This window comes from Viridibacillus soli, from assembly GCF_016612995.1.
In the GTDB taxonomy this organism is placed as follows: Bacteria; Bacillota; Bacilli; order Bacillales_A; family Planococcaceae; genus Viridibacillus; species Viridibacillus soli.
Genome location: NZ_JAEOAH010000003.1, coordinates 103698 through 126436 on the forward strand (window position 1 = coordinate 103698; position 22739 = coordinate 126436).

Sequence of the window (22739 nt, forward strand, 5' to 3'; positions counted from 1 at the left end):
ATGCTTCTTATTGATAAATATGCTTATATGAATCGTTGGCAGCATATTCATCCTATAGAAAAAATAGTTTTAGCTTTTTTTCTATTATTATTTTCTTTAACTGTGAAAGACACACTTGTATCACTCATCACTTTTATTGTGATGAGTGCTTTTACAATTTTGGGAGCAAAAATACCCTTTAAATATTATTTCAAGCTATTATTAGTGCCTGGATTTTTCCTTTTATCGAGTATGATGACCATTTTGATTTCATTTACAAGCAACACTATCTTAATTCCCTCCTCACTTTGGACGACTGAATTTTTAGGATTACATATTTTTATTACGAAACATAGTGTAGAGACGGCGACCCAATTATTTTTCACAGTGCTTAGTAGTATTAGTTGCTTATACTTCTTAACATTGACAACACCTGTACATGATATTATGCATGTATTACGTAAGTTGAAAGTTCCCGCATTATTGATCGAGTTAACTGAAATCACATACCGCTTCATTTTCGTTTTTTTAGAAACATCGCTAAAAATGCATCAAGCACAAAATGCACGTCTTGGTTATCTGACCGTGAAGCAAAGTATTCATTCATTAGGTTTACTAGTTTCTTCATTATTCATCCATGTATTTCAACGTTCTAAAGAATTGATCATTGCGATGAATTCACGCTGCTATATGGAAGATATAAAATTATTAGAGGATGATTACTCATTTTCACAACGAAATTGGCTAGGCATTGTAGTCATTTCTATTAGCATAGTCGCTGTTTATATTCAGTTTGGAGGAAGTCTAAATGGATGAGCTATTTTTTGATATACAACATCTGACACATTGTTATGCAGATGGCACGGTCGCACTTGAAGACCTTTCTCTTTCCATAAAAAAGGGCAAAAAAATTGCGCTACTCGGTAATAATGGTGCTGGCAAGTCTACATTATTTCAGCATTTAAATGGCATTTTAGAGCCTACTTCAGGAACAATTCATTTCAAAGGTAAGCAGATGAAATATGGACGAAAAGCATTACTTGAATTACGTCAGCAAGTAGGAATTGTTTTTCAGGATCCGGATTCACAATTATTTTCGGGTACAGTGAGACAGGATATATCCTTTGGTCCTATGAATCTAGGTTGGTCTAAAGAAAAGGTGGTTAAGCAAGTAGAGTGGGCTATGCAAGAAACCGAAGTCACTTCCCTGCAACAAAAGCCGATTCACTTTTTAAGTTTAGGTCAGAAAAAACGTGTTGCCATTGCTGGTGTATTAGCGATGAAGCCTGATGTCTTTATATTGGATGAGCCTTCTGCAGGTCTCGATCCGTATTATTCTAAGCAAATATTGGCCCTACTAAATACGATTCATGAAGAGTATAAAACGATTATATTATCGACACACGATGTGCATTTTGCTTATGAATGGTCTGATGAAATTATCGTTATGAGCGATGGGAAAATACTCTACCATGGTGATCCAATTTCAATTTTTAAACGACCGGAATTACTAAAGCAAGCCCACCTTGAGAAACCATGGATATTTGAAACTGCTGAGCAATTACAACAAAATGGTTTACTAGCATCAGATGCTCCCATGCCACGTAATAAAGAACAATTATTTTTGCAATTGAAGCAAGGCGTCACAATTTAATATCTATATTATTTATTCACCGTACTTGCTTTTTGCTAGTACGGTTTTATTTTTCTCTTAGAGGCTTGGTTTTGATCTTTTATATATAGACTAGCAAGGTTTATTATTTATTTATTTTTAGTTATACTTATGTAAAATTACAACGGTTTACTATTAATATAGAGATAAAAAAAGCCACGAGCGACAATATGCTCGTGACTTCCAAGTGAAATTCATGAAATCTGTTCTTTTAAAAAAGTGATTAAGTCTAGTTGATTAGCTGGTGTGACACCGTGTCCATCTGGATAGCTCTTAAATGTTACGTCCGCCCCCAACGATTCAAAGAATTCCTTACTTTCAACGCCCCATTGATGTGGTAAAACATAATCATATTCACCATGTGAGATGAAGATTGGCATATGTTCAACTGACATTTTGTGATACTCTGTTTTGACGAATTCTGGAATATAGCCACTTAAAGCGATAACTGCTGTTAATTTATCGCCTAAAACAAGTGCTAATGACTGCGCTAAAATAGCACCTTGGCTAAAGCCCATTAACGCAACCTTGGTTGGATCGATTTTATAAATGAACATCGCTTCATCTATAAATTCTCGTATAAAGTGAACTACTTTATCAAATACTGGACGATCTGGTTTGCCGAATTCTTCAATAGTGAAGAACGCATAACCCGGTGCATGTTTAATTGGACCGCGTAAACTAAAAACATGGCAATTATCTTGAAAATCGGCCACTAATCCAGGTAAATCTTGTTCATTACTACCCATTCCGTGTAATAAGAAAATCGCTGGGTATTGTTTCGTTGCATCCATATTTTTTGGTTCTGTATGAATAAATGTAAATGGTGAGTTCATAAATTGTCTTCCCTTCGAGATAAATTACTTTTATCATAGCATAAAGTTTGCTTAGAAAGTGCTTATCCCCCTTACTTTTATTAGAAAATTGGATTTCTCAAATTAGAATATAAATGAAGACGCCTTAGCTCTTGTAACAACTAGAGCTAAGGCGTTTTTTAATTATTCCCATTCGAAAGGTGTTTCTTGGTATACGTAGTAGTTCAACCAGTTGGAGAACAATAAATGCGTATGCGAACGCCAAGTATTATTTGGCTGCTTTGATGTATCATCATTTGGGAAGTAGTTTTCCGGGATGTCGATCGTTAAACCTTTTGCCAAATCACGGGAATATTCCTCCGCTAATGTGTGTGCATCGTATTCTAAATGCCCGGTAATCATAATATGCTTTTCATCTTCTGACATTACTATAAATACACCTGCATCACTAGAAGCTGATAGTAATTTTAATTTTGGATGTGCTTCCACTTCCTCCCTAGACACCGATGTATTGCGTGAGTGTGGTGCGGTGAAAATATCATTGAATCCGCGAACAAGTTTAACTGTTGGGTCTGTAATAGTATGATCGTAAATACCTGAGCATTTCTTAGCTAACGGGAATTTACCAATACCGTAGTGATGGTAAAGTGCTGCTTGAGCTCCCCAACAAATGTGTAAGACCGATGTAACACTTGTTTTCGACCAATCCATAATGCTAACGATCTCATTCCAATAATTAACGTCTTCAAATTCCATAAGCTCAATTGGTGCACCTGTTATAATCATACCGTCAAAACGTCGATGTTTCACATGCTCAAACGTCGTATAAAACGATTCTAAATGTGTTTTACTCACATTTTTTGAAACATGTGTAGCCGTATTTAAAAAAGTAACATTTACTTGCAGTGGTGTGTTACCTAGTAGACGTAATAATTGTAGTTCCGTCTTCTCTTTTTCAGGCATCAAATTGAAAATCAGAATATTAAGTGGACGGATATTTTGACTTTTAGAGCGATCCTCTTCCATGACGAAGATTTTTTCCTCTTTCAATAATTCCGTTGCCGGAAGATTTTTCGGTATATTAATTGGCATTGTTTCTTCTCTCCCTTTTATCTATTTCTATTATGTAATACATACAAAAAAGCCCTCCTTCTCATGATAAGAAGGAGGGCTAAATTTATACGCTCGTTTCTTATCTTCCAAGACATTTGTCTTGTAGGACTTAGCACCTTTCTGATTAAATCAGAGGTTGCTGAAGCTTCATAGGGCCTTTTCCCTCAGCTTCTCTTGATAAGAATATGTAATTAAGTTAATAGTATCATGTACAATTCATACATGCAAACATTTCTGATAATTAACAATAGCAAATAAGCCCGTATAGATTTTCTATAGGGCTTATTTGCACTGTATCATAAAACCAAGTAATTAAGTATGTTTAATATATTATAATGGCTATTTTGTTTTTTTGCAACATACCGCTGCCCTTTTATTGAATTATTTCTACATTTTGTCTTTCGAATTTATTGTCGTATAGCCATTCGGATTATTCTGTTGCCATCGCCATGCATCGCGACACATATCCTCTAACCCTCGTTCTGCTACCCAATTCAGTTGCTTCTCTGCCTTTGTCGTATCAGCGTAGCAAATCGCAACGTCACCAGCGCGTCGATCAACCATTTTATAAGGAATTGTAATCCCTGTTACACGTTCAAACGTTGTGACGAGCTGTAATACACTATAGCCCTCACCCGTACCTAAGTTAAATACTTGCCAACCGTATTTTCCAGAAATGTTATCTAACGCTTTCACATGGCCCTTTGCTAAGTCCACTACATGAATAAAATCTCTTACGCCCGTTCCATCTATCGTTGGATAATCATTTCCATAAATGCTCAAATAATTACGTTTTCCTGTTGCCACTTGTGTAATATAAGGCATTAGATTATTTGGAACACTTAAAGGGTCTTCACCAATCAAACCACTTTCATGTGCACCAACGGGATTAAAATAGCGTAATAATACAATTGAAAAGTGCGCATTTGATTGAGCAAAGTCATATAAAAAGTTTTCTATAACTAACTTCGTTGTACCATAAGGGTTAACAGTTTTTAAATTTGCTGTTTCTGGGATTGGGCATTGCTCTGGAATACCATAAACAGTTGCAGATGAACTGAAAACAAAATGATGCACTTTATACTTTTCCATTAGTTTGACTAATTGAATCGTGGCAACTAAATTGTTTATATAATACTTGAGTGGATTTTGTATAGATTCAGGAACTGATTTATAGCCTGCTAAATGGATAACACTGTCAATTTCATATTTTTTAAAAACCTTTTCTAGTTCTACCGTTTGACAAATATCTACATTATGACATATTACACTTTTTTTCGTGATCAATTGCACGCGATTCAATACTTCTTTATGACTATTTGAAAAGTTATCTACAATAATAACCTGGTGCCCTGCTTCTAATAATTCAATACAAACATGTGAACCAATATATCCGGCACCACCTGTTACGAGAATGTTCACAATTTCTCTCCATTCTTTAACCTTTTTATTTTCTTGCATTGTTTCCAGTTGGTTTACAATTTTTTCACATTGACTGTTAAAGTTAAGGCATAATGAATGATGTACTTGGGATTTCCATGTATTGCTATCAGCGTAAAATTTATATTCTTGATAACTAAGTCGCACCGCCTTGGTTCTACAATAGCTGTTCAAGCTCGGTTGTGATCAAGTTGTTGTACTTCTTTTTCCACCTTCTGTTCCCTTTGTATTTCTTGATAAAGATTTACGGTTTTCTCATACATCTTTTGGAACAAAAAATTTTCTTCAAAATAGCGGCGACCTGTATACCCCAGCTGCATTCGAAGTGATTGACTTTCTAGTACCCTGATTAAATATTCCCTTATAGTTGTAATGTTTCCATCTACAACATAGCCGCTTTTACCATGATTGACGAGCTCTGAAGTGCCGCCAACATTGGATGCTATAACGGGTAAACCTGCCCTCATCGCCTCTAATATAGCAATCGGAAGCCCTTCAAAATTTGACAGCAGTACAAAGAGATCCGCATAACTAAGTTGTACTTCGATATCATCACGTGATCCTAAAAATGTTACGCGGTGTGCAATATCACGCTGTTTTGTTAACTCTTTTACTGCCTCTATTTCTCTTCCGTCTCCTATGAAAACAAGCTCCCATTCCATTTCCTTCATCGTCGACAATACTTCGACCAATAAATCTTGACGCTTAGGATGTTCAAACCGTGCAACCATGACGATTTTCGGTACCTTATTTTGAAAATATGACGGCTCTTCGATACTTTGAATGCCATTATGAATCGTCGTTATTTTGGTTTTCTTCACCACTTTTTTTTGTATAGCCAGCTCACAGTCATAATTTGAAACCGCAATTATTCTGCTCGTTTTTCGTGCGAGGACCTTCTCAATATATTGAAACAATAACCGTTTCAAGGGCTTTACACCTTCTGTAAATGCCCAACCATGCGCCGTAAATACAGTCGGGATTTTTAATGAAAAGGCTGCTAATCGTCCGACTACACCTGCCTTTGAAGAATGAAGAGCAACTACATCAGGCTTTATACGACGTAAATTGGCACGAATCTCCATAAATGCACGGCTATCATCTATAATATGAATAGACCATTTTAAATATTTCAGCTGAATAATTTTTATGTTTTTTTCTTCTAAAGCCTGCTCAATTAGATCTCCTTTTGAAGTCAATATCGTCACTTCATGGCCATCTAATGAAAGCTGTTTTGTGAGGGCAAGTACATGCGATTGTGCGCCTCCAACCGTATCTAACTTTGTAATTATTTGAACAATCTTCATTCATTCATCCCTTCTTTTGCCTTACCAGAATGCAAGTCATCTTTAAAATAAGCCACAAATGACGTCAATGAAGACTATCAATAAAGAAGCTGTTTGCCGAATGACCAATAATTACGGCTCCTAGCAACATTTAATGGAGCTATAGTGACTGATCGCCGAGAGTTCTGAAAACTTCCTATAACAGACGCAACATTCATATCTTTAATAATGAACATTAACAAGTTGAAATACTGGTAAACACATTATGCTAAACTAATGAGTATGGGTAAAACGCTATATAACCTAACAAATAGCCAACACAATAACGATGCCAATCAACACATCTGTCAGTGTAGGTTCCCACTATGTTAATATTAATAAATAGCCCTGCAAAAAAATGACTAATCGATAACAACGTGGCTAAAAGTCCTTGCACGTTTAGCCACGTTGCTATAGGTAATAAGTACAGTAGGATACAAACTTACGTACTAAAAAATAATAATAGGCACCTATGCTTCCTCTTCTTTCTGAAGCATAAGTGTGCTCTCATAACGAAGCGATACAATCCGCATGCATATGCTGTGAAAACGGATATTACGTCAATGGGAGTATACATACTTGTTTATATAAGTGTTGCCAAGCGAGTACATACTTCTAAATAGTTTCCAATCACTCATTCAATCCGAACATAAAATAGCTGTTGGTTTATTCAACTTTTGCCACGCTCAATAATATGTATTTTTTTAACAATTTAAATCAAACTATTTTTACCACCATTCTATTTAATGAGAGATATAGTGGTAACCTTTTAGATTATGGAGCTTTATTTAATCTTTTCCTTTTCTTGTCTCACTTTGGTATCACTATAGATTGTTTCATTAACATCTTTCACTAAATATTTTGCCAACTCAGTCGTCACAAGTGTCTCCCATTTTTCCAATACTTATCACAGCAAGTATTTTTTGTTTCTTACGAATGAAAAGTATCGAGCAGTTTGCTCTTCTCCAAAAGCCGATGGATTTTCTCATTCACCCCCTTTATGGAGGGGATCAATACTCTTGCCAATTAATAGTCTAATGAGTACATATATCAATACTTTGTATTCTGTTGATTCTGAACGCATAGCCTCCTCCCACCAGCTTAATATGCTCCTTCTCTACTCAAAACAACGCGAATAGTGCGCATTAATATTTTTAGATCTAGTGCAAATGAACAACTTTCTACATAATCAATATCATAAAATATTTTCCTACCATGAGGTATATTGGAACGTCCATTTATTTGTGCTAGTCCTGTTATGCCTGGCTTCACATATAATCGTCTAGCCTGTTCTGTATTATAAAAGGTTGTAATTTCTGGTACTTCAGGTCTTGGTCCTACTAAACTCATGTCTCCTTTTAAGACATTAATAATTTGTGGCAATTCGTCTAAGCTCAGCTTCCTAAGTAGCTTACCAATCCCTGTCATCCGTAAGTCTTGAGATTGCTTAAAGACAAATTGCTCGGGTACTCCACCTTTCCAACTCTTTACTTTACCTTGCTGCGCTTTATCGCATTTCATCGTCCGAAACTTCCAAATTTGAAAGTTGTTATTATTCAATCCGGTCCGCTCCTGCGTAAAGAAAACAGGCCTTCCTGAGACAATCAGTAATAGGAAAGCGATTAGAAGAATGGTCGTTACGAAAACCGGTAGCAGAATACTTGCTATGATTAAATCTAATAATCTCTTTCCATATTTACCATAAAACGTAGACCTCTCCATTACATTAATTTGCATTTTCGTCCTCCTATTTCTTTTTTCTTGCTTCTCTTATATGCGAATATGTTTTAGAAAAACTACTTTAAAGATGATGGAGGTTTAGATTTCTTAACGTAAATGTTATTTCAACAAAATAATAAAATCCACCAAAAACATCATAACCATAGTAGAAACCTTATTTATTAGGCCTATTTTATACAGCATTTCTATACGAAATATATGAACTTATATCAACGATTATGATGAAATCTTTGTAGTGCCTTCTATTTTTTCTAGAAATCAAGCCAGAAAGCTAGTAAAAATAAAAAAGCCTAAGGAATAATAGTCCTTTGGTAATTTCACTAAAGTCTTGATCATCTATTCTAGAAATACCGTCTAAATCCACCTTATAAACAAATGGATTTACTCAACTTTTTCACAAAAAAACCAAATGTCTAATGGAGACATTTGGCTTTATTACATCATTAAATTTTAAATCGAGTAACCGAATCAGCTAAATGGTCACTTAAGTTTGTTAAGTTTTCAGATGCTGTAGTGACCGCTTCAATGGCATTTAATTGTTCTATTGTTGAGGCACTCACTTCTTCACAAGAAGCTGCTGTTTCTTGTGAAGTGGAAGTCATTGTTTGAATGACTTCAATGACTTCTTCTTTATATGCAGTGACCGCGAGTATTTCTTCCGACACATCGTGGATGGATCGTTGCATCTCATTCATTAAGGATGAAATCGTTTCGAAAATAGTTTCGGTTCCTCTTACAACTGTTCCTTGCTGTTGGAACTTACTCATCGTTGTAAGCATTTGTCCGGAAACTTGTTTAGATTCTAATTGTAACTGTTGCACCGTTTCCTTCACTTCTTCTGTTGCACTCGCAGATTGTTCAGCCAGTTTTCGAACTTCCTCAGCTACGACCGCAAATCCTTTGCCATGCTCACCAGCTCTTGCCGCTTCAATGCTCGCATTTAACGCTAGTAAATTCGTTTGATTCGACACTTCTTTAATAGTTTGCATTACGTGCTCAATGGAACCTACTTTATTTTCAAGTGCATCTATCACAGTCGACATACTTTGCAAATTCGTTTCCCATTCGTGGAATGCAGATTTTAATTGCTCCACTTGCACTTGTCCTGCCTGATTGTTCTCTGTAGCTTCTTTTGCAATACTAGCCATTGTAATGGATTTCTGGCGAATTAAGTTTATTTGCTCACTTAATGCCGCTGCATTTTCACTAGCTTGCTCTGCACTTTCTGCTGATTTTAAAGCACCTTCTGCAATCTCTCCAACCGCTGCAGTTACTTCTTCACCAGTGGCATTCGTTTCTTCCGCAAGTCCACTTAGACCTTGTGAGCTTACTTGTACTTCAGTCGATGAATCTTTTACAACACGAATAATTTGTTGCATATTATCCGTCATTATATTGAAATCAGCACCTAGTTGACCAATTTCATCATCTGCTTTAAAACGGGCTCTTACCGTTAAATCACCCGCTGCTACACGATCCATCAACTTGCGTAAAATAGCGATTGGTTTCGTAATTTTTGCTATAATTGCTATAAGTGCTAAAAATAGAGTGATGAGAAGTGCAACTGAAATGCCACCTATAATATTGCGAATTTCATTTGCTGTTTGCTGAATATTCTTCTCCTCAAAAACGGCTGCTAATTTCCAATCTAAGCCTGGAATTGTACGGTAAATTGTTACAAAATCGGTCCCGTTTTCAACATCTTTAATGACACCTTGTTCTTTATTTTCATCTAACATTTTTTTCACGTATGAGAAATCGGATAGATTTTCTCCGGGTTTTGTTGGGTGAACAATAGCCGTACCCTCATTGCCAATAATAATTGGATAACCCTTAAATCCTAATTCTTTTTTCGAAATCTCATCCGTTAAATTGGATAGTAATATATCCATCCCTACGACACCTATAACTTTACCATCTTTTAAGACGGCTTTAGACCCCGAAATTGTTAATTCCTTTGTTGCTTGGTCTATATATGGTTTTGTCCAGGAAATCTGATCTGTATTGTTAATTGCACTCTTAAACCATCCACGTGTAGTCGGATCAAAGTCATCACCTAAGTCGGCTTCAGGCATAATTTCTACATGCGTATTTACCAAACCGTAGTAAACGGATGTTGTGGCATCAAATAAAGAAATATATTGCTGAAACTGTGTATCTAGATTCTTTTCGAGTAAAGCTGCTTTATTATTGTCTTTTTCCATCATCTTATCTTTATATTCTACTACTTCATATGCTGTTGACATTTGAAGTAAGCCTTTTTCATAGGCACTTAAGTAGTGTTGTATCGAGGAGGACATCTCTGAAACGAGTACCTGGTTTTGTTCTACTAAACTTTCTTCTGTTTTTTTATTAACCATATATGTACTAACTACGTTTAATAAAATTAATCCCACAGTTAACAACATGACAACAGTACTAATAATTTTCCACTTTATCGTTTTCCCCATTTACCTTACCTCTCATCCCTTTGGCTACATTTATAAAAGAGTTATAAACTCCTAAGTAACGCATAAATTACTGATTCATTATAACTAATTTCCACTGTGCTACTACAGTATATCAAACAATCATAAAAATATTAACACTATTTCATTTTTCTTATAAAATAGTATATTATCTCTGTTTTGCCTAATTCTATTTTTAAAATATTCTTTATTTTATAATAATTGAGAACAATACTTTTCGAATATAATATTACTTTCACATACAAACTAGTCTATATGAACTATTATTAGATTTTTAATTTGTAATAACGTTTAATTATTGAACATTCTGAGAAATTTTAATAAATAATATTTTTTTAGTAAAAAATATCTGTTACTTTATAGCTTTAGTGTGATAAAATATTTCATAAAATTACTTTTGCAACTAAGGAGTGCTTGCACGTGAAAATCGAAAAATCAAAAAAAATGGCTATGTTTCCAAAAGCAATATTCGGTGATTTGAAAGCGGCAGCGAATGCGAAAGCAGCTGAGGGAGTTAAATTAATCGATTTAAGCTTAGGAAGCCCGGATCTTCCACCAGACGAAAAAGTCCGTAAAGTATTGTCCGAGCAAAGTGCTTTAGCTAGTTCATATGGCTATACACTTGGCGGTACGAAACGATTCTACGAAGCAGTGGCCCGCTATTACAAACGTCGCAGCAATGTAGATTTAGATCCAAATACTGAAATTATTCAAACAATGGGTTCTCAAGAAGGTCTTGTCCATTTACCGATGGCTTTCTGTAACGAAGGTGACTATGTATTAACGACGAACCCCGCATACGTAGCCTTTGATGCCGGTATTCATCTCGCAGGAGCCGTTCCTTATTATATGCCTCTATTAGAAGAAAATAATTTCTTACCAGACTTCGATGCAATACCTGCAGACGTTGCAAAAAAAGCGAAACTAATGATTCTAAATTTGCCAGGTAACCCCGTTCCTGCAATGCCTAACGACGCATTTTTTGCGAAAGCAATTGAATTTGCACATCTAAACAATGTTATCATTTTACATGATGCTGCTTATTCTGAATTCTATTTTGAAGGGGATCGCCCATCAAGCTTCCTAGCAACACCTGGTGCAAAAGAAGTCGGTATGGAAATCAACTCCCTATCAAAAAGTTTCAGCTTAGCTGGTGCACGAATCGCATACATCGCCGGTAACGCTGAAATGATCTCAATCATCCAAGAGTTAAAATCAAATTTAGATTACGGAACATTTGGACCTATCCAAGAGGCTGGCATTGTAGCTCTTGACAATGCGGAGGAAATAACAGACCGCCTACGCGCTACTTTCTCAAAACGCCACCATATCTTAATGAACGGGCTAACTAAAATTGGATGGAAAGTAACTCCATCTAAAGGCGGCATGTTTGTTTGGGCTAAATATACGAACCAAAAAATGAACGACATCGACTTCGTTTACCACGTCATCAAAGAAACTGGCGTAGTCATGGTACCAGGCAGTATCTTCGGTGAAGCTGGTGCAGGCTATATTCGTGTAGCACTCGTTCAAAAAGAGGAATTACTAGTAGAAGCTGTGGAAAGATTAGCTACACTATGTGTAGTGCATGCTTAATAGATTTAAACCGCAAGAGGATTAATTCTCTTGCGGTTTTTTTATGCATGAGGTGCTTTTAAATCATTAGAGTGCTCTTATAACTTACTCACTCTTTTTCGGGACGCCATTGGCTCTATTCGGAGGTTCATTTAACTCACTCGGCTCTCCATTTAACTCACTCAAGGGCTCTTTTAACCTACTCACTCTTTTTGAGGCGCCATTTGCTCTATTCGGAGGTTCATTTAACTCACTCAGCTCTCCATTTAACTCACTCAAGGGCTCTTTTAACCTACTCACTCTTTTTGAGACACCATTTGCTCTATTCGGAGGTTCATTTAACTCACTCAGCTCTCCATTTAACTCACTCAAGGGCTCTTTTAACCTACTCACTCTTTTTGAGACACCATTTGCTCTATTCGGAGGTTCATTTAACTCACTCGGCTCTCCATTTAACTCACTCAGGGGCTCTTTTAACCTACTCGCTCTTTTTGAGACGCCATTTGCTCTATTCGGAGGTCCATTTAACTCACTCGGCTCTCCATTTAACTCAAAAAGCCTAGAAACTCCATATAATAAGAAGTTTCTAGGCAATATTTTATTTATTAAAAATGGGCACTCTATGATTATATAGAAATCTTCTGGATTTGGTATTCCCTAGAGCTATAAGATTACTATTATTCAATGTCCTTGCTACTAGATTTCTACTATTACACTGTAGAAAATCCATGAATTCTTTTATTGTAACCACCTCTCCACAAATCCAAAACCAGTCCTGTATGGTTTGTTCAATGGCATTTGGGATTGCGCATTTGCATGTTGGGCAATGCCATGTCCTCTCTGAAATGCGGATACCGCTCGCACCACAATGGCAAATGACTCCATTTTTTATATGCTCTTTTGGTATATGATATTTTTCGCATAATGATTTTTGCTTGAATGGTTTATTACCTGTTATAATGGCATCGCTCAACTCTAGAAATTGATTTTCATTTATCACGGCTGGGAGTTTGTTTAGTTTTTGGATGTACAGGGCGACTTGTTTTGACATGATGAGTGGCACTTTTGTTGGTGCTGTTTTAATAATGGTTCGGCTGTTTGGCATGACAATGATTTTGTATATCGGTAGCTTTGGTAGCTCCATACAATTTAGCCAGTGCTCAACAGTGTCAGCCGCTCGTAAAAGTTGCATTTGAGGACAATGATAGGCTCCTTTCTTCCCTTCAATATCTTGAATAAGCTGATATGGCTGCTCATTAAAATGCAGCTCACCTCGCATATTTTTTATTTCGATTAATAATAAATAGCGGTTAGTTAATAGGACGGAATCTAGTTGAGAAAAACGTGTTGGAGAGAGTTCACATTCGAAATTAGGGAAGTAGAAAAAGGGGATGTCAAACTGGATTTCTTGCATGATTTGATCGACTCGAGTTTCACCGTTGAAACCTGCAGAAATAGTTTCAAGCTGTGTTCTTATGTCTATAATTTTTAGATGCGATAGGGGGAGTCGCTGTAAAAGTCGCTCGAGTGCTTTCATTTCATAAGGGGTTTGTCTTTTGAAGAAAATAGTAAAGCCTCCTTTTCTACCACTATTCTATATTTATCATAATTTAGGAAAATAATCAAAATAAAGAACATTGGTAAGTAGTCGTTTTACTTACCAATGGCATCTTCTCGTAAAAATTCTAATCATCCAACAAAATAATCATATTCGGCGTTGTTCGTGGTGGAATGCTACGTGTACTCATTTTGAAAAACACGGCTATATCATGTCCATCAAGTTGCTCTGCTTCTATATTCTGCCCTGCTTCAGCTAGCATCTTAGTATTAGGACCAATATTAAGACGTAAATCTGTTTCAATTAGTGATGTCGCTGCATTGTATGTCCCAACTTTTACACCATAGAATAGGTCTTTTTCATTCGCAACAACAAGTGTTGGCGAAATTTGCGGTGGAAAAATGCGTGTTGCTGGTTGATGCTTATGGACATAAGCATGGATGAAAAAGCCTGGCTTCAGATCACTTGCCTGAAGTGACTCATATGTAGTGCTATTGAAAAGTAAAGTTTCCTTCGCTATATTTAAAATAATTATGTCGTCGTGATCTTGTTTTTGGCAAGTTAAGGCGAAATAAGTTGGTGTTTCGTGGAGTTCAGTTAAAACGCCTTGAAAATGTAAAAAAGCTGACATAGTGTTACCCCCTAGATTTACTTATGATCTATTATGGGTATTCATAAAAGATAGGTCAATCAATAGCGCTCCACGCAAAAAATGCAGAGGAATGTCATCCCCTGCAGAAATATATTTTAATAAGCTTGTTCTATAATATGCGAAATGGTCCCTAAACCCGTTCGCTTATTAATAAGACACTGTTTAGAGAAATTGTATTTAATGAATTGCGATTCACTGAGCGCATTAATTCAGGATGATTAATTGATTAGAATTCCTGCTAAAATAACGATAGCTGCATCAATTTCTTCATATGTAACCGTTAATGGTGGTAACAGGCGAATGACATCTTCACCAGCACCGACTAGTAATAAGCCTGCTTCTTCAGCTTTTGTTATTAATGGTGCTACTGCTTCGCCACAGCCTAAACCTAAGAGTAGACCCCTTCCTTTTACGGAAAATTTGTCGGCTGGTAGCGCTTTTGCTAATTGTTCTTTAAAGTAATCCGACTTTTTCATTACTTCCCTTAAAAATGATTTTTCAAACACATGATTCAGAACAGTTTGTGCAACTGCTACTGCAAGTGGATTGCCGCCGAATGTTGTGCCGTGTGTACCTGGACTAAATGTGTCATACATTTCAGCTGTCCCAAGCATCGCACCAATTGGAAAGCCTCCACCAAGTCCTTTAGCTAATGTGACAATATTAGGCTTCAAGGCTATTTGTTCATATGCATAGCGTGTGCCCGTACGCGCAATACCTGTTTGCACTTCATCGACTATAAGTAAAATACCTTGTTCCTCGCAAATTTTAGCGATTGCTTTGCCAAATTCATCGGAAACAACATTTACTCCGCCTTCACCTTGAATCACTTCTAACATAATAGCTGCAACTTCATCGTCGACCGCTGCTTCAAGTGCTGTTACATCGTTAAAAGGTACATGGATGAATTTTTCGACTAAAGGACCAAATCCTTGTTGTACTTTCGTTTGGCCAGTCGCTGACATTGCGCCAAATGTACGGCCATGGAATGATTGCTGAAAAGTGATAATTGTATGTTTTCCAGTGTGTTTACGAGCAAGTTTTATAGCTGCTTCATTGGCTTCTGCGCCACTATTACAGAAAAATCCGTGAGCAAGGTGCGTGTCTTTCACAAGAGTTGCTGCTAGTTGCTCTTGTTCTGGACTGTCAAAAAGATTTGAAATATGCCACAGTTTTTCACTTTGTTCTTTGATAGCATTTACTAAAATAGGATTTGCATGACCTAGACTTAGCACTGCGATGCCACTTGTAAAATCTAAATATTCTTTTCCTGCTTCGTCGTAAACTTTTGTTCCTTGCCCTTTTACTAAATGGACAGGGCGTCTACCGTAGTTGCCAAATAATGCACTCATGCGATAACTTCCTTTCTTTGAATCGTCGTACCAGCTAGCTGATCACTGACTATCTGGACAGATGGTATACCTTCATTTAAACAAGCAATGGCAGCCTGAACTTTCGGGATCATGCCACCATAAATATCGCCAGAATCAATCCACTTTTCAATTTGTTCTGGGTATACATGATTTTGGATTACATCCGCGATTTTGATCCCTGGTGTATCAGTCACAAGTAGAAGGCTATCCGCTGCCATCGCTAGAGCTATTTTGCTGGCAACAGTATCGCCATTAATATTAAGTGGGGTGCCATCGACTGTTGCACCAAAGCAGGATACTACTGGAATAATGCCCGCAGAGAGAACTGTCTTCAATAATGTCGTATTGACCTCTTCAATATTGCCCACAAAGCCGTATTCTTTTTTATTTAAAAATGAACATGTCAATAAATTGCCGTCATAACCACTTAATCCGATAGCTTGAATACCTGCCCCATTCAATTGATGGGTTAAGGCAGGATTAACTTTACCGATTAATGTTTTTTGAACGATTTCAATGGCTTCACTTGATGTAACACGAATACCATTTTTCGTTGTTGTCTCAACATTTGCATTTGCTAATGCTTTATTAATAGCAGGTCCGCCACCATGAACGATAATAATGGTATAACCTGCTTCTTGCATCTTTTTGAAGTTGTCAAAAAAGCTTTCGTTTAAACCTTCTAGCATACTGCCGCCTAGTTTAATAACAATACATTTATGATCTGTAACTTGCGTTGATCTGCACATAGTCATATGTTAAGTCACATCCCCAAGCAGTACCTTGTCCCTCGCCTTGGTTTAAGGCCACTGCAACTTTCACTTCATTTTGTTTTAAATAAACGATTAGATCTTCCTCTGAAAATGGTACTGGTTCACCATTCTCAACGACCATTGTTGTACCAATTTGGATTTTCACTGCTGTCGGATCCACTGTTGCACCGCTATAGCCTACAGCACAAATAATACGTCCCCAGTTTGCATCACAGCCAAAGACTGCTGTTTTCACTAATGGAGAACCTACTACTGTTTTAGCGATTTTACGAGCCTCTTCATCACTAGTTGCACCTTCAACCTTCACTTCAATTAACTTTGTCGCACCTTCACCGTCTTTTGCAATCATTTTCGAAAGATCTTGAGATACCGCGTGGAAAGCTGCTTTAAATGTATCCCATTCCGGGTGTGCTGGTGTTAATGTCTGATTACCTGCTACACCATTTGCGAACACTAAAACCGTATCATTTGTAGACGTATCGCCATCCACTGTAATGGCATTGAATGTCACGTCTGTTACTTCTTTTAGAAGCTGTTGTAATGATTGTTGGTCTACATCTGCATCAGTCGTCACATAAGCAAGCATCGTCGCCATATTTGGTTCAATCATACCTGAGCCTTTTGCTACACCTGCTATCATGATTTCTTTACCATCAATTTCTACGCTATAGGTTGTATTTTTCGTTACAGTATCTGTCGTTAAAATCGCTTGAGCGAAATCGATTGCTCCTTCTAATGTTGCTGTTGGTGTTATTTTAGCGATGCCCTTCTCAATCGGCTCCATTTTCATAATTTCACCTATCACGCCTGTAGATGAAACCCCAACAAGTTCTTTTGCAATGCCTAATTTTTCAGCTGTTAATTGTTGCATCATTTCAGCATCTTTGTAGCCTTGTGTTCCGGTACATGCGTTGGCATTTCCTGAATTCACAATGATCGCTTGCATTTTACCGCACTCTTTAACAATTTGTTTTGTTAAAACAAGTGGTGCTGCTTTAATCGCGTTTGTTGTAAAAACACCAGCTACATTTGCTGGCACTTCACTCACTAAAATCGCTAAATCCTTTTTCTTATGTTTAATTCCACAATGTATACCTGTTGCTGTAAAGCCCTTTGGTGAAACAATATTTTTATCTGAAATTCTTTTTAAGCTCTCAAACGTTACTGTCATAAAAACACTCCCTTGTTAAATGAATAATGGCACTTCGGTAAGCCCAGTCGTTTCATCAAAACCAAACTGGATATTCATATTCTGAATCGCCTGCCCCGCTGCCCCTTTAACTAAATTATCAATTACAGCAACAATAGCTGCTCTCCCGGTCCTTGAATCGACTTTCACATGGATATCACAGAAATTCGAGCCGTACACTTGGTTTGTTCCAAACTTAGCTGTTTCTCTCACAATTCGAACAAATGGATTGTTTTTATATTGTTCTACTAAACAATTATAAAGCTGTTCTTCGGTTGTACCGTTCGTAAGAGTTGCGTAACTTGTCGCTAAAATGCCCCGTGTCATCGGTACTAATGTTGTTGTAAATGTAATCGGTGAATCACTATTTGCGAACATTTTCATAGCCTGCTCAATTTCAGGTATATGTTGATGCTCATGTATTTTATAAATCGCCGTGTTTTCATTCGTCTCACTATAGTGGGTCATCAAACTTGGCTTGTTACCCGCACCAGAAACCCCACTTTTTGCATCAATAATAAGGCCACTTGCATGAATCAGTTTTTCTTTTAACAATGGCAGTAAAGATAGTAAAACCGCCGTTGGATAACAACCTGGGTTGGCAATCAATATTGCTTCTTTAATCGCTTCTTTATTCCATTCAGATAGACCGTAAATACTTTGCGCGATAACTTCACTAGGAGCCGCCTCTTTTTTATACCATTTTTCATAATCTTCTAAATTCTTAAGGCGGAAATCACCTGATAAATCGATGAATTTTGTCGTACCATTTAAAAGTGGTGGTAATAGCTTACTCGATACACCTGATGGAGTACTCGTAAAAACAATATCTAATTGCGCTAATGTCGCAGCTTCAATTTTTTGTAATGGTTGATCATATAATTTCTTTAGATGAGCGTATTTTTGTGAAAAAATGGCTCCTTCATCTGAAGAAGTGAATAATTCGATTTTTTCGACTTTTTGATGATTATGTAATAGTCGTATAAGTTCTAACCCACCATATCCTGTTGCTCCAACAATTCCGACTTTCAACTGAATCACCTCACGTGTAAGTTAAAAATATTATAATAATGTATAATTATAAAGTCAAATGTATTTTTATTTAAAATCACTCTTATTCCAAATGTATACGCTTCCATTACTAATGCTAAAGCATTCGAAATAATATAATTTTTTTGAATTTATTCATTGCTACTCTACAGATTGATGTATAAAAAAACAGCCACTCCTTCAGTACTTGCTGGAGGTAGCCGCTGTTTTTGTTATAAGATTACAGATTATTGTATTGAAATTCATCTTCGTCAGATTGATCTTGTTGACCATTCAAATGCAAGGTTGTTTTCAGGAATAATATAACCGAAGCTCTCGCCATTTCCTCCCGTTTTAAGTGTTTTTTTGCATATCTAACTAAAAAACAGCTACCTTCACATGAGAAAATTAGCTGGGTTTCTTAATTATTTTCATTCAGTAGGGGATCACTAGAAAAATCGCATTTCTGCCGTTACCCCAGCTTCAGCTAAATCACGAAGTCTTGGTGCAAAACGGAATCCTAATATATGACTCAAACCAAAAACTTGATCGGTATAAAGCTGGGTATCAGTGTAATCCTCCCCAATATTCAATTCTGTTTCATGATGAAGCGACATTGTGTAGCAACATCAGCCGGACTATAAACTTTCCCCTTTATTCCAACGCCTTATAACATCATCATAACGATTTACGTAAATAATTGACATAATTTCATGTAATAGATATAAACTATATTTTAAATAGCCAATTCGTATTAGCGTTTCCGTTTTGAATATATTTAAGAGATAAACTAAAAGGGGATAATATACATTGACTATAAAGAAAATAATTATTTTCTTGGTTGGATTTTTTCTCTGCCTCAGTGGATGGCAATCCGTTAAATCATATCAACAAAGGAGTATAGAAAAAAGTTATTATAACTTAGGCTACAAACCTGTTTCAGATGCAATACAGGACACCGAATCTTATTATAAAACAATCTTAGATTTACCAATAAAATTACCACCATTAGATTTTACCCACTCTTTCGGAAGATTTGACCAAGGAAATGAGAATCTTGAGATCGAATATTTAAATGAGGAAAAACATTTTAATTACATTATAAATGTCTTCCCTTCTAGAATAGGGAATAATTTACTTTCGCGTACAAATCATTCTAAAATAATATCTCTAAAAGATGGAACACAAGCTTATTATTCAACAATAGGAATAGATAAAAAAATTTCAAGTATTCTTATGTTTTAAAAAAATAAATGGACTTATATGTTAAGTATTGAGGAAAGTCTATTAGACAATCCTGTTACAACATTGGTAGAAATTGCAAATTCGTTATGAATTTAATGCAATATAAATAAAAAGTCCCCAATAAGCTGTTCATTTTAACTCAAACAACTCATTGAGGATATTAAGTTAAATTACGTATTAATTTCCATATTTATTTTATCCGAGAAAATAGAGTCGAACTAGAATCTCCGTGAAGTTGGTACCAGCCTTCAGTATCATTATTTGTCATTGCCTTCCAGATGACGTCATATGTCCCACCTGGCTTTTTAAAGTCACTAAATATCAATGTAGCATTAGCATAGAAATCTCCATTCACATCTCTTGCATGTTCCAACTTATTCAGCCTTTTCACTTCTAATTACACTATGTATCACTTTTTTAGTTTCGTCCATCTTGCAAAAAAATCGGTAGCAATTGCTACCGATTACTCATCTTTCCAATCTTCTACTTTATATGCCAAAGCAGGATCTGGTTCATGTCGATTATATCGTTTCTTATATAAATAGAATAAGTGACTGACTAATACTTTAATTACAGCATAACCTGGGATACCTAATACAACCCCTGGTACACCGAATAATGAACCTGCTGTTAAAAGTACGAAAATAATTGTAATGGGGTGTACATGTAGTGATTTACCCATTACTTGTGGTGAGATAAATTTACCTTCTATTAATTGAACAACTGTCCAAACAACTGCTAGTTTAACTAGCATAAATGGTGAAGTTACGATTGCAATAATCGCTGCTGGTGTAATTGCAATAATTGGTCCTAGATACGGTACAACACTAGTGACCATTGCTAATACCCCAAGCACTAATGCATAATCCATACCGATGATTAAGAAGCCAATTGTGATCATAACACCGATACAAAATGACACAATAATTTGCCCTTGAATATAAGAACTTATTTGTCGATCTGCTTGTTTAAATAGATGAGCAACATCGTCTCTCATACGTGGAGGGAACATTCCTAATACAAATTTAGGTAATTTTTCGCCATCTTTTAATAAGTAAAATAAGATGAATGGCACCGTTACTAATGCCAGAAGAATACCTGTTAACGTTGAAATAAGTCCTGTAATACCTGTTGCAATACCACTACTTAATTTTCCGACTGTATTTTTTACTGTTTCACTTAAGTCTTTTGTTAAATCTCCAATAGCTTTATCCAAATTAAAATCGAATTTAGTTAAGTAACTATTGAAAGTCGACCCTTGCACGAAGGTTTGTATTGAATGAAGCATTTCCATAAAGTATTGTGGGAATTCGTTGATTAAATTCGTAAACTGACCTTTTAAGAATGGGAATACTAGAATAACTAACAAAGTAATTAAACCGGCTAACCCTAGATAGATAATTAGAATTCCCCAAACGCGTGGAATTTTCCACTTCTCAAGAATGCGTAGGATAGGTCTTAATAGATAATATGCAATCGTGGCTAAAATAACCGGAAGTACAACTGTTTGTAAAAAAACAATAATGGGATAAAAAATAAACGATACTTTTTGATATATGAATAATATACACCCTAAAAATAATAAGGTAACTAATCCGAAAAGTAAGTTTTTACCTCCTAAAAATCGAATAAATCTTGTTGAAAAAAATGATGGCTTTTCAGGTTCCATCCAATCCCCCCTTTTCGGTAAAAAATGCTATATCTTTAGTTTACAGCAAGCATCTGTTTTTCGCTAATAATATTATTATACCCCTATATTACTGTTGAAAATCAAGAAACACATCTAAAGCTTTTTTATTTACTTCTTTATTGATTTCAATAACAGATCCTGCATGTGGATAGCTAGCAAATGTAAAGCTATTCTCAACCGGTATAGTAAGCTTTTCAATATTAACATCTCCACCTTTAATGATGGATGTCATGAAAGCTAATTCTTCCTTGGATGTGATATCAGTTTGAACGTAACCTTGCAGTGCCCCTAATAATTTAGGATAGTTTTTATAATTCGTTGGTGACACAACTTCTTTTTTCAATGCTTCTAGAGTCTTTTGCTGACGGTCTACACGTCCAAAGTCTCCTTGTGCATCTTTACGGAAGCGTGCATAACCAAGTAATTCTTTACCGTTTAGCTGTTGCGTTCCCTTTTTCAAATGAACGCCAATATTTTTCGACATATTTTTTTCCACATTTACTTCTACCCCGTTAGGCGCAACAACGTCTACCAACGATTCAAAGTTTTTAAAGTCAATTAATGCATAGTGGTTAATTTCTATGTCAAACATATTGCTAAGCGTATCTTTCAATAATTGAACACCATCTAAATAATAAGCCGTATTCAATTTATAAGATTGGTAGTTAGGAATATCTGCATAAATATCTCGCATAAACGAAACCATCTTAATATCATTTGTATCTTTGTTCCATGAAACAAGAATCATAGAATCTGTTCGAGATTTTTCCTCACCGCGAGAATCGACACCTAATAGTAAAATATTATCTATATTTTTGGCTGATTTTTCGTCTCCAATAAAGTTTTCTTTCTTCTGTTTTTGCCCATTTGCAAGATCAACACCTGCTTTATATTGAGTGTATGCATATACTCCAACTACTGTTAAGAAAAGTAGTAGAAAAGTAATGAACACACGTCCTTTACGAATTTTGCGTCGTTTATTACGCATTCTTGTTTTTTCATTTTCTGCCATGATGTATGCTCCTTTCAAGTGGGTATGTTTTTCTAATAGTCAATGTTGTACACTAGAAGAAGTCCAAGACGCCACTTGTTTATTGACGTCA

At 36.1% G+C, this 22739-nt stretch carries 20 protein-coding genes, 1 pseudogene and 1 riboswitch; of the genes and pseudogenes, 4 read left to right on the top strand and 17 right to left on the bottom strand.

Annotated features, from left to right (window positions below):
• Positions 1–795, top strand: coding sequence for a cobalt ECF transporter T component CbiQ (gene cbiQ / locus JFL43_RS02390; RefSeq protein ID WP_200747764.1), 795 nt, complete (start codon positions 1–3; stop codon positions 793–795).
• Positions 788–1633 carry an energy-coupling factor ABC transporter ATP-binding protein gene (locus JFL43_RS02395; protein ID WP_200747765.1) on the top strand — a complete coding sequence of 282 codons (846 nt, stop codon included), beginning with the start codon at positions 788–790 and terminating at the stop codon, positions 1631–1633. The genes cbiQ and JFL43_RS02395 overlap by 8 nt, the downstream gene beginning before the upstream one ends.
• A 212-nt stretch (positions 1634–1845) precedes the next feature.
• Here JFL43_RS02395 and JFL43_RS02400 read toward each other — a convergent pair whose 3' ends face one another.
• The 6 genes from JFL43_RS02400 to JFL43_RS02425 form a co-directional block, all read right to left on the bottom strand.
• A complete protein-coding gene (locus tag JFL43_RS02400) occupies positions 1846–2487 on the bottom strand; it encodes an alpha/beta hydrolase (protein ID WP_200747766.1) in 642 nt (213 codons plus the stop codon).
• Between the two features lie 162 nt (positions 2488–2649).
• Positions 2650–3558, bottom strand: coding sequence for a homoserine O-acetyltransferase MetA (gene metA, locus JFL43_RS02405; RefSeq protein WP_200747767.1), 909 nt, complete (start codon positions 3556–3558; stop codon positions 2650–2652).
• Positions 3559–3655: 97 nt separating this feature from the next.
• Positions 3656–3763: riboswitch (SAM riboswitch) on the bottom strand.
• Between the two features lie 203 nt (positions 3764–3966).
• A complete protein-coding gene (gene galE, locus JFL43_RS02410; RefSeq protein ID WP_200747768.1) occupies positions 3967–5001 on the bottom strand; it encodes a UDP-glucose 4-epimerase GalE in 1035 nt (344 codons plus the stop codon).
• A 188-nt stretch (positions 5002–5189) separates the two neighbouring features.
• Positions 5190–6326, bottom strand: coding sequence for a glycosyltransferase family 4 protein (locus JFL43_RS02415; RefSeq protein WP_200747769.1), 1137 nt, complete (start codon positions 6324–6326; stop codon positions 5190–5192).
• Positions 6327–7445: 1119 nt separating this feature from the next.
• Complete coding sequence (locus JFL43_RS02420; protein WP_234447564.1) at positions 7446–8081, bottom strand: sugar transferase; 636 nt, start codon at positions 8079–8081, stop codon at positions 7446–7448.
• 446 nt (positions 8082–8527) lie between these two features.
• Positions 8528–10534 carry a methyl-accepting chemotaxis protein gene (locus JFL43_RS02425; protein ID WP_200747770.1) on the bottom strand — a complete coding sequence of 669 codons (2007 nt, stop codon included), beginning with the start codon at positions 10532–10534 and terminating at the stop codon, positions 8528–8530.
• Positions 10535–10972: 438 nt separating this feature from the next.
• On the opposite strand from JFL43_RS02425, the gene JFL43_RS02430 reads away from it, so the two are divergent.
• Positions 10973–12148 (top strand): aminotransferase class I/II-fold pyridoxal phosphate-dependent enzyme, encoded by a 1176-nt coding sequence (locus JFL43_RS02430; RefSeq protein ID WP_200747771.1) that lies wholly within the window; start codon positions 10973–10975, stop codon positions 12146–12148.
• Positions 12149–12232: 84 nt separating this feature from the next.
• Here JFL43_RS02430 and JFL43_RS02435 read toward each other — a convergent pair whose 3' ends face one another.
• From JFL43_RS02435 to JFL43_RS02470, 8 genes and pseudogenes are all read right to left on the bottom strand, one after another.
• Entirely contained in the window at positions 12233–12721 is a 489-nt protein-coding gene (locus JFL43_RS02435) for a hypothetical protein (RefSeq protein WP_200747772.1), read from the bottom strand.
• A 4-nt stretch (positions 12722–12725) separates the two neighbouring features.
• Entirely contained in the window at positions 12726–13664 is a 939-nt protein-coding gene (locus JFL43_RS02440) for a nuclease-related domain-containing protein (RefSeq protein ID WP_200747773.1), read from the bottom strand.
• A gap of 148 nt (positions 13665–13812) precedes the next feature.
• Entirely contained in the window at positions 13813–14316 is a 504-nt protein-coding gene (locus tag JFL43_RS02445) for a hypothetical protein (protein WP_200747774.1), read from the bottom strand.
• Positions 14317–14555: 239 nt separating this feature from the next.
• Positions 14556–15689: an acetylornithine transaminase gene (locus JFL43_RS02450; protein ID WP_200747775.1), complete on the bottom strand. Its 1134-nt coding sequence runs from the start codon at positions 15687–15689 to the stop codon at positions 14556–14558.
• Complete coding sequence (gene argB, locus JFL43_RS02455) at positions 15686–16465, bottom strand: acetylglutamate kinase (RefSeq protein ID WP_200747776.1); 780 nt, start codon at positions 16463–16465, stop codon at positions 15686–15688. The genes JFL43_RS02450 and argB overlap by 4 nt, the downstream gene beginning before the upstream one ends.
• Positions 16428–17654 carry a bifunctional glutamate N-acetyltransferase/amino-acid acetyltransferase ArgJ gene (gene argJ, locus JFL43_RS02460; protein ID WP_200747777.1) on the bottom strand — a complete coding sequence of 409 codons (1227 nt, stop codon included), beginning with the start codon at positions 17652–17654 and terminating at the stop codon, positions 16428–16430. Before argJ ends, argB begins: the two co-directional genes overlap by 38 nt.
• A 15-nt stretch (positions 17655–17669) precedes the next feature.
• A complete protein-coding gene (gene argC / locus JFL43_RS02465) occupies positions 17670–18704 on the bottom strand; it encodes an N-acetyl-gamma-glutamyl-phosphate reductase (RefSeq protein ID WP_200747778.1) in 1035 nt (344 codons plus the stop codon).
• A 476-nt stretch (positions 18705–19180) separates the two neighbouring features.
• Positions 19181–19312, bottom strand: a pseudogene (locus JFL43_RS02470) (Tn3 family transposase); the annotation flags it as partial.
• A gap of 199 nt (positions 19313–19511) precedes the next feature.
• Here JFL43_RS02470 and JFL43_RS02475 point away from each other — a divergent pair.
• Positions 19512–19946 (top strand): hypothetical protein, encoded by a 435-nt coding sequence (locus tag JFL43_RS02475; RefSeq protein WP_200747780.1) that lies wholly within the window; start codon positions 19512–19514, stop codon positions 19944–19946.
• A gap of 190 nt (positions 19947–20136) precedes the next feature.
• Here the strand turns inward: JFL43_RS02475 and JFL43_RS02480 are convergent, their stop codons facing one another.
• The 3 genes from JFL43_RS02480 to JFL43_RS02490 form a co-directional block, all read right to left on the bottom strand.
• Positions 20137–20319 carry a hypothetical protein gene (locus JFL43_RS02480; RefSeq protein WP_200747781.1) on the bottom strand — a complete coding sequence of 61 codons (183 nt, stop codon included), beginning with the start codon at positions 20317–20319 and terminating at the stop codon, positions 20137–20139.
• Positions 20320–20409: 90 nt separating this feature from the next.
• Complete coding sequence (locus JFL43_RS02485; RefSeq protein ID WP_200747782.1) at positions 20410–21615, bottom strand: AI-2E family transporter; 1206 nt, start codon at positions 21613–21615, stop codon at positions 20410–20412.
• A gap of 88 nt (positions 21616–21703) precedes the next feature.
• Entirely contained in the window at positions 21704–22648 is a 945-nt protein-coding gene (locus JFL43_RS02490; RefSeq protein ID WP_200747783.1) for an LCP family protein, read from the bottom strand.
• Positions 22649–22739: the final 91 nt, after the last annotated feature.

Excerpts from the sequence above, each read along its gene's own strand:
- argB (WP_200747776.1), bottom strand. The coding sequence starts at position 16,465 with ATGACTATGTGCAGATCAACGCAAGTTACAGATCATAAATGTATTGTT.
- JFL43_RS02415 (WP_200747769.1), bottom strand. The coding sequence starts at position 6,326 with ATGAAGATTGTTCAAATAATTACAAAGTTAGATACGGTTGGAGGCGCA.
- cbiQ (WP_200747764.1), top strand. The coding sequence starts at position 1 with ATGCTTCTTATTGATAAATATGCTTATATGAATCGTTGGCAGCATATT.
- JFL43_RS02425 (WP_200747770.1), bottom strand. The coding sequence starts at position 10,534 with ATGGGGAAAACGATAAAGTGGAAAATTATTAGTACTGTTGTCATGTTG.
- JFL43_RS02400 (WP_200747766.1), bottom strand. The coding sequence starts at position 2,487 with ATGAACTCACCATTTACATTTATTCATACAGAACCAAAAAATATGGAT.
- metA (WP_200747767.1), bottom strand. The coding sequence starts at position 3,558 with ATGCCAATTAATATACCGAAAAATCTTCCGGCAACGGAATTATTGAAA.
- JFL43_RS02485 (WP_200747782.1), bottom strand. The coding sequence starts at position 21,615 with ATGGAACCTGAAAAGCCATCATTTTTTTCAACAAGATTTATTCGATTT.
- JFL43_RS02445 (WP_200747774.1), bottom strand. The coding sequence starts at position 14,316 with ATGTCAGCTTTTTTACATTTTCAAGGCGTTTTAACTGAACTCCACGAA.
- JFL43_RS02395 (WP_200747765.1), top strand. The coding sequence starts at position 788 with ATGGATGAGCTATTTTTTGATATACAACATCTGACACATTGTTATGCA.
- JFL43_RS02420 (WP_234447564.1), bottom strand. The coding sequence starts at position 8,081 with ATGCAAATTAATGTAATGGAGAGGTCTACGTTTTATGGTAAATATGGA.
- JFL43_RS02490 (WP_200747783.1), bottom strand. The coding sequence starts at position 22,648 with ATGGCAGAAAATGAAAAAACAAGAATGCGTAATAAACGACGCAAAATT.
- JFL43_RS02450 (WP_200747775.1), bottom strand. The coding sequence starts at position 15,689 with ATGAGTGCATTATTTGGCAACTACGGTAGACGCCCTGTCCATTTAGTA.
- JFL43_RS02440 (WP_200747773.1), bottom strand. The coding sequence starts at position 13,664 with ATGAAAGCACTCGAGCGACTTTTACAGCGACTCCCCCTATCGCATCTA.
- argJ (WP_200747777.1), bottom strand. The coding sequence starts at position 17,654 with ATGACAGTAACGTTTGAGAGCTTAAAAAGAATTTCAGATAAAAATATT.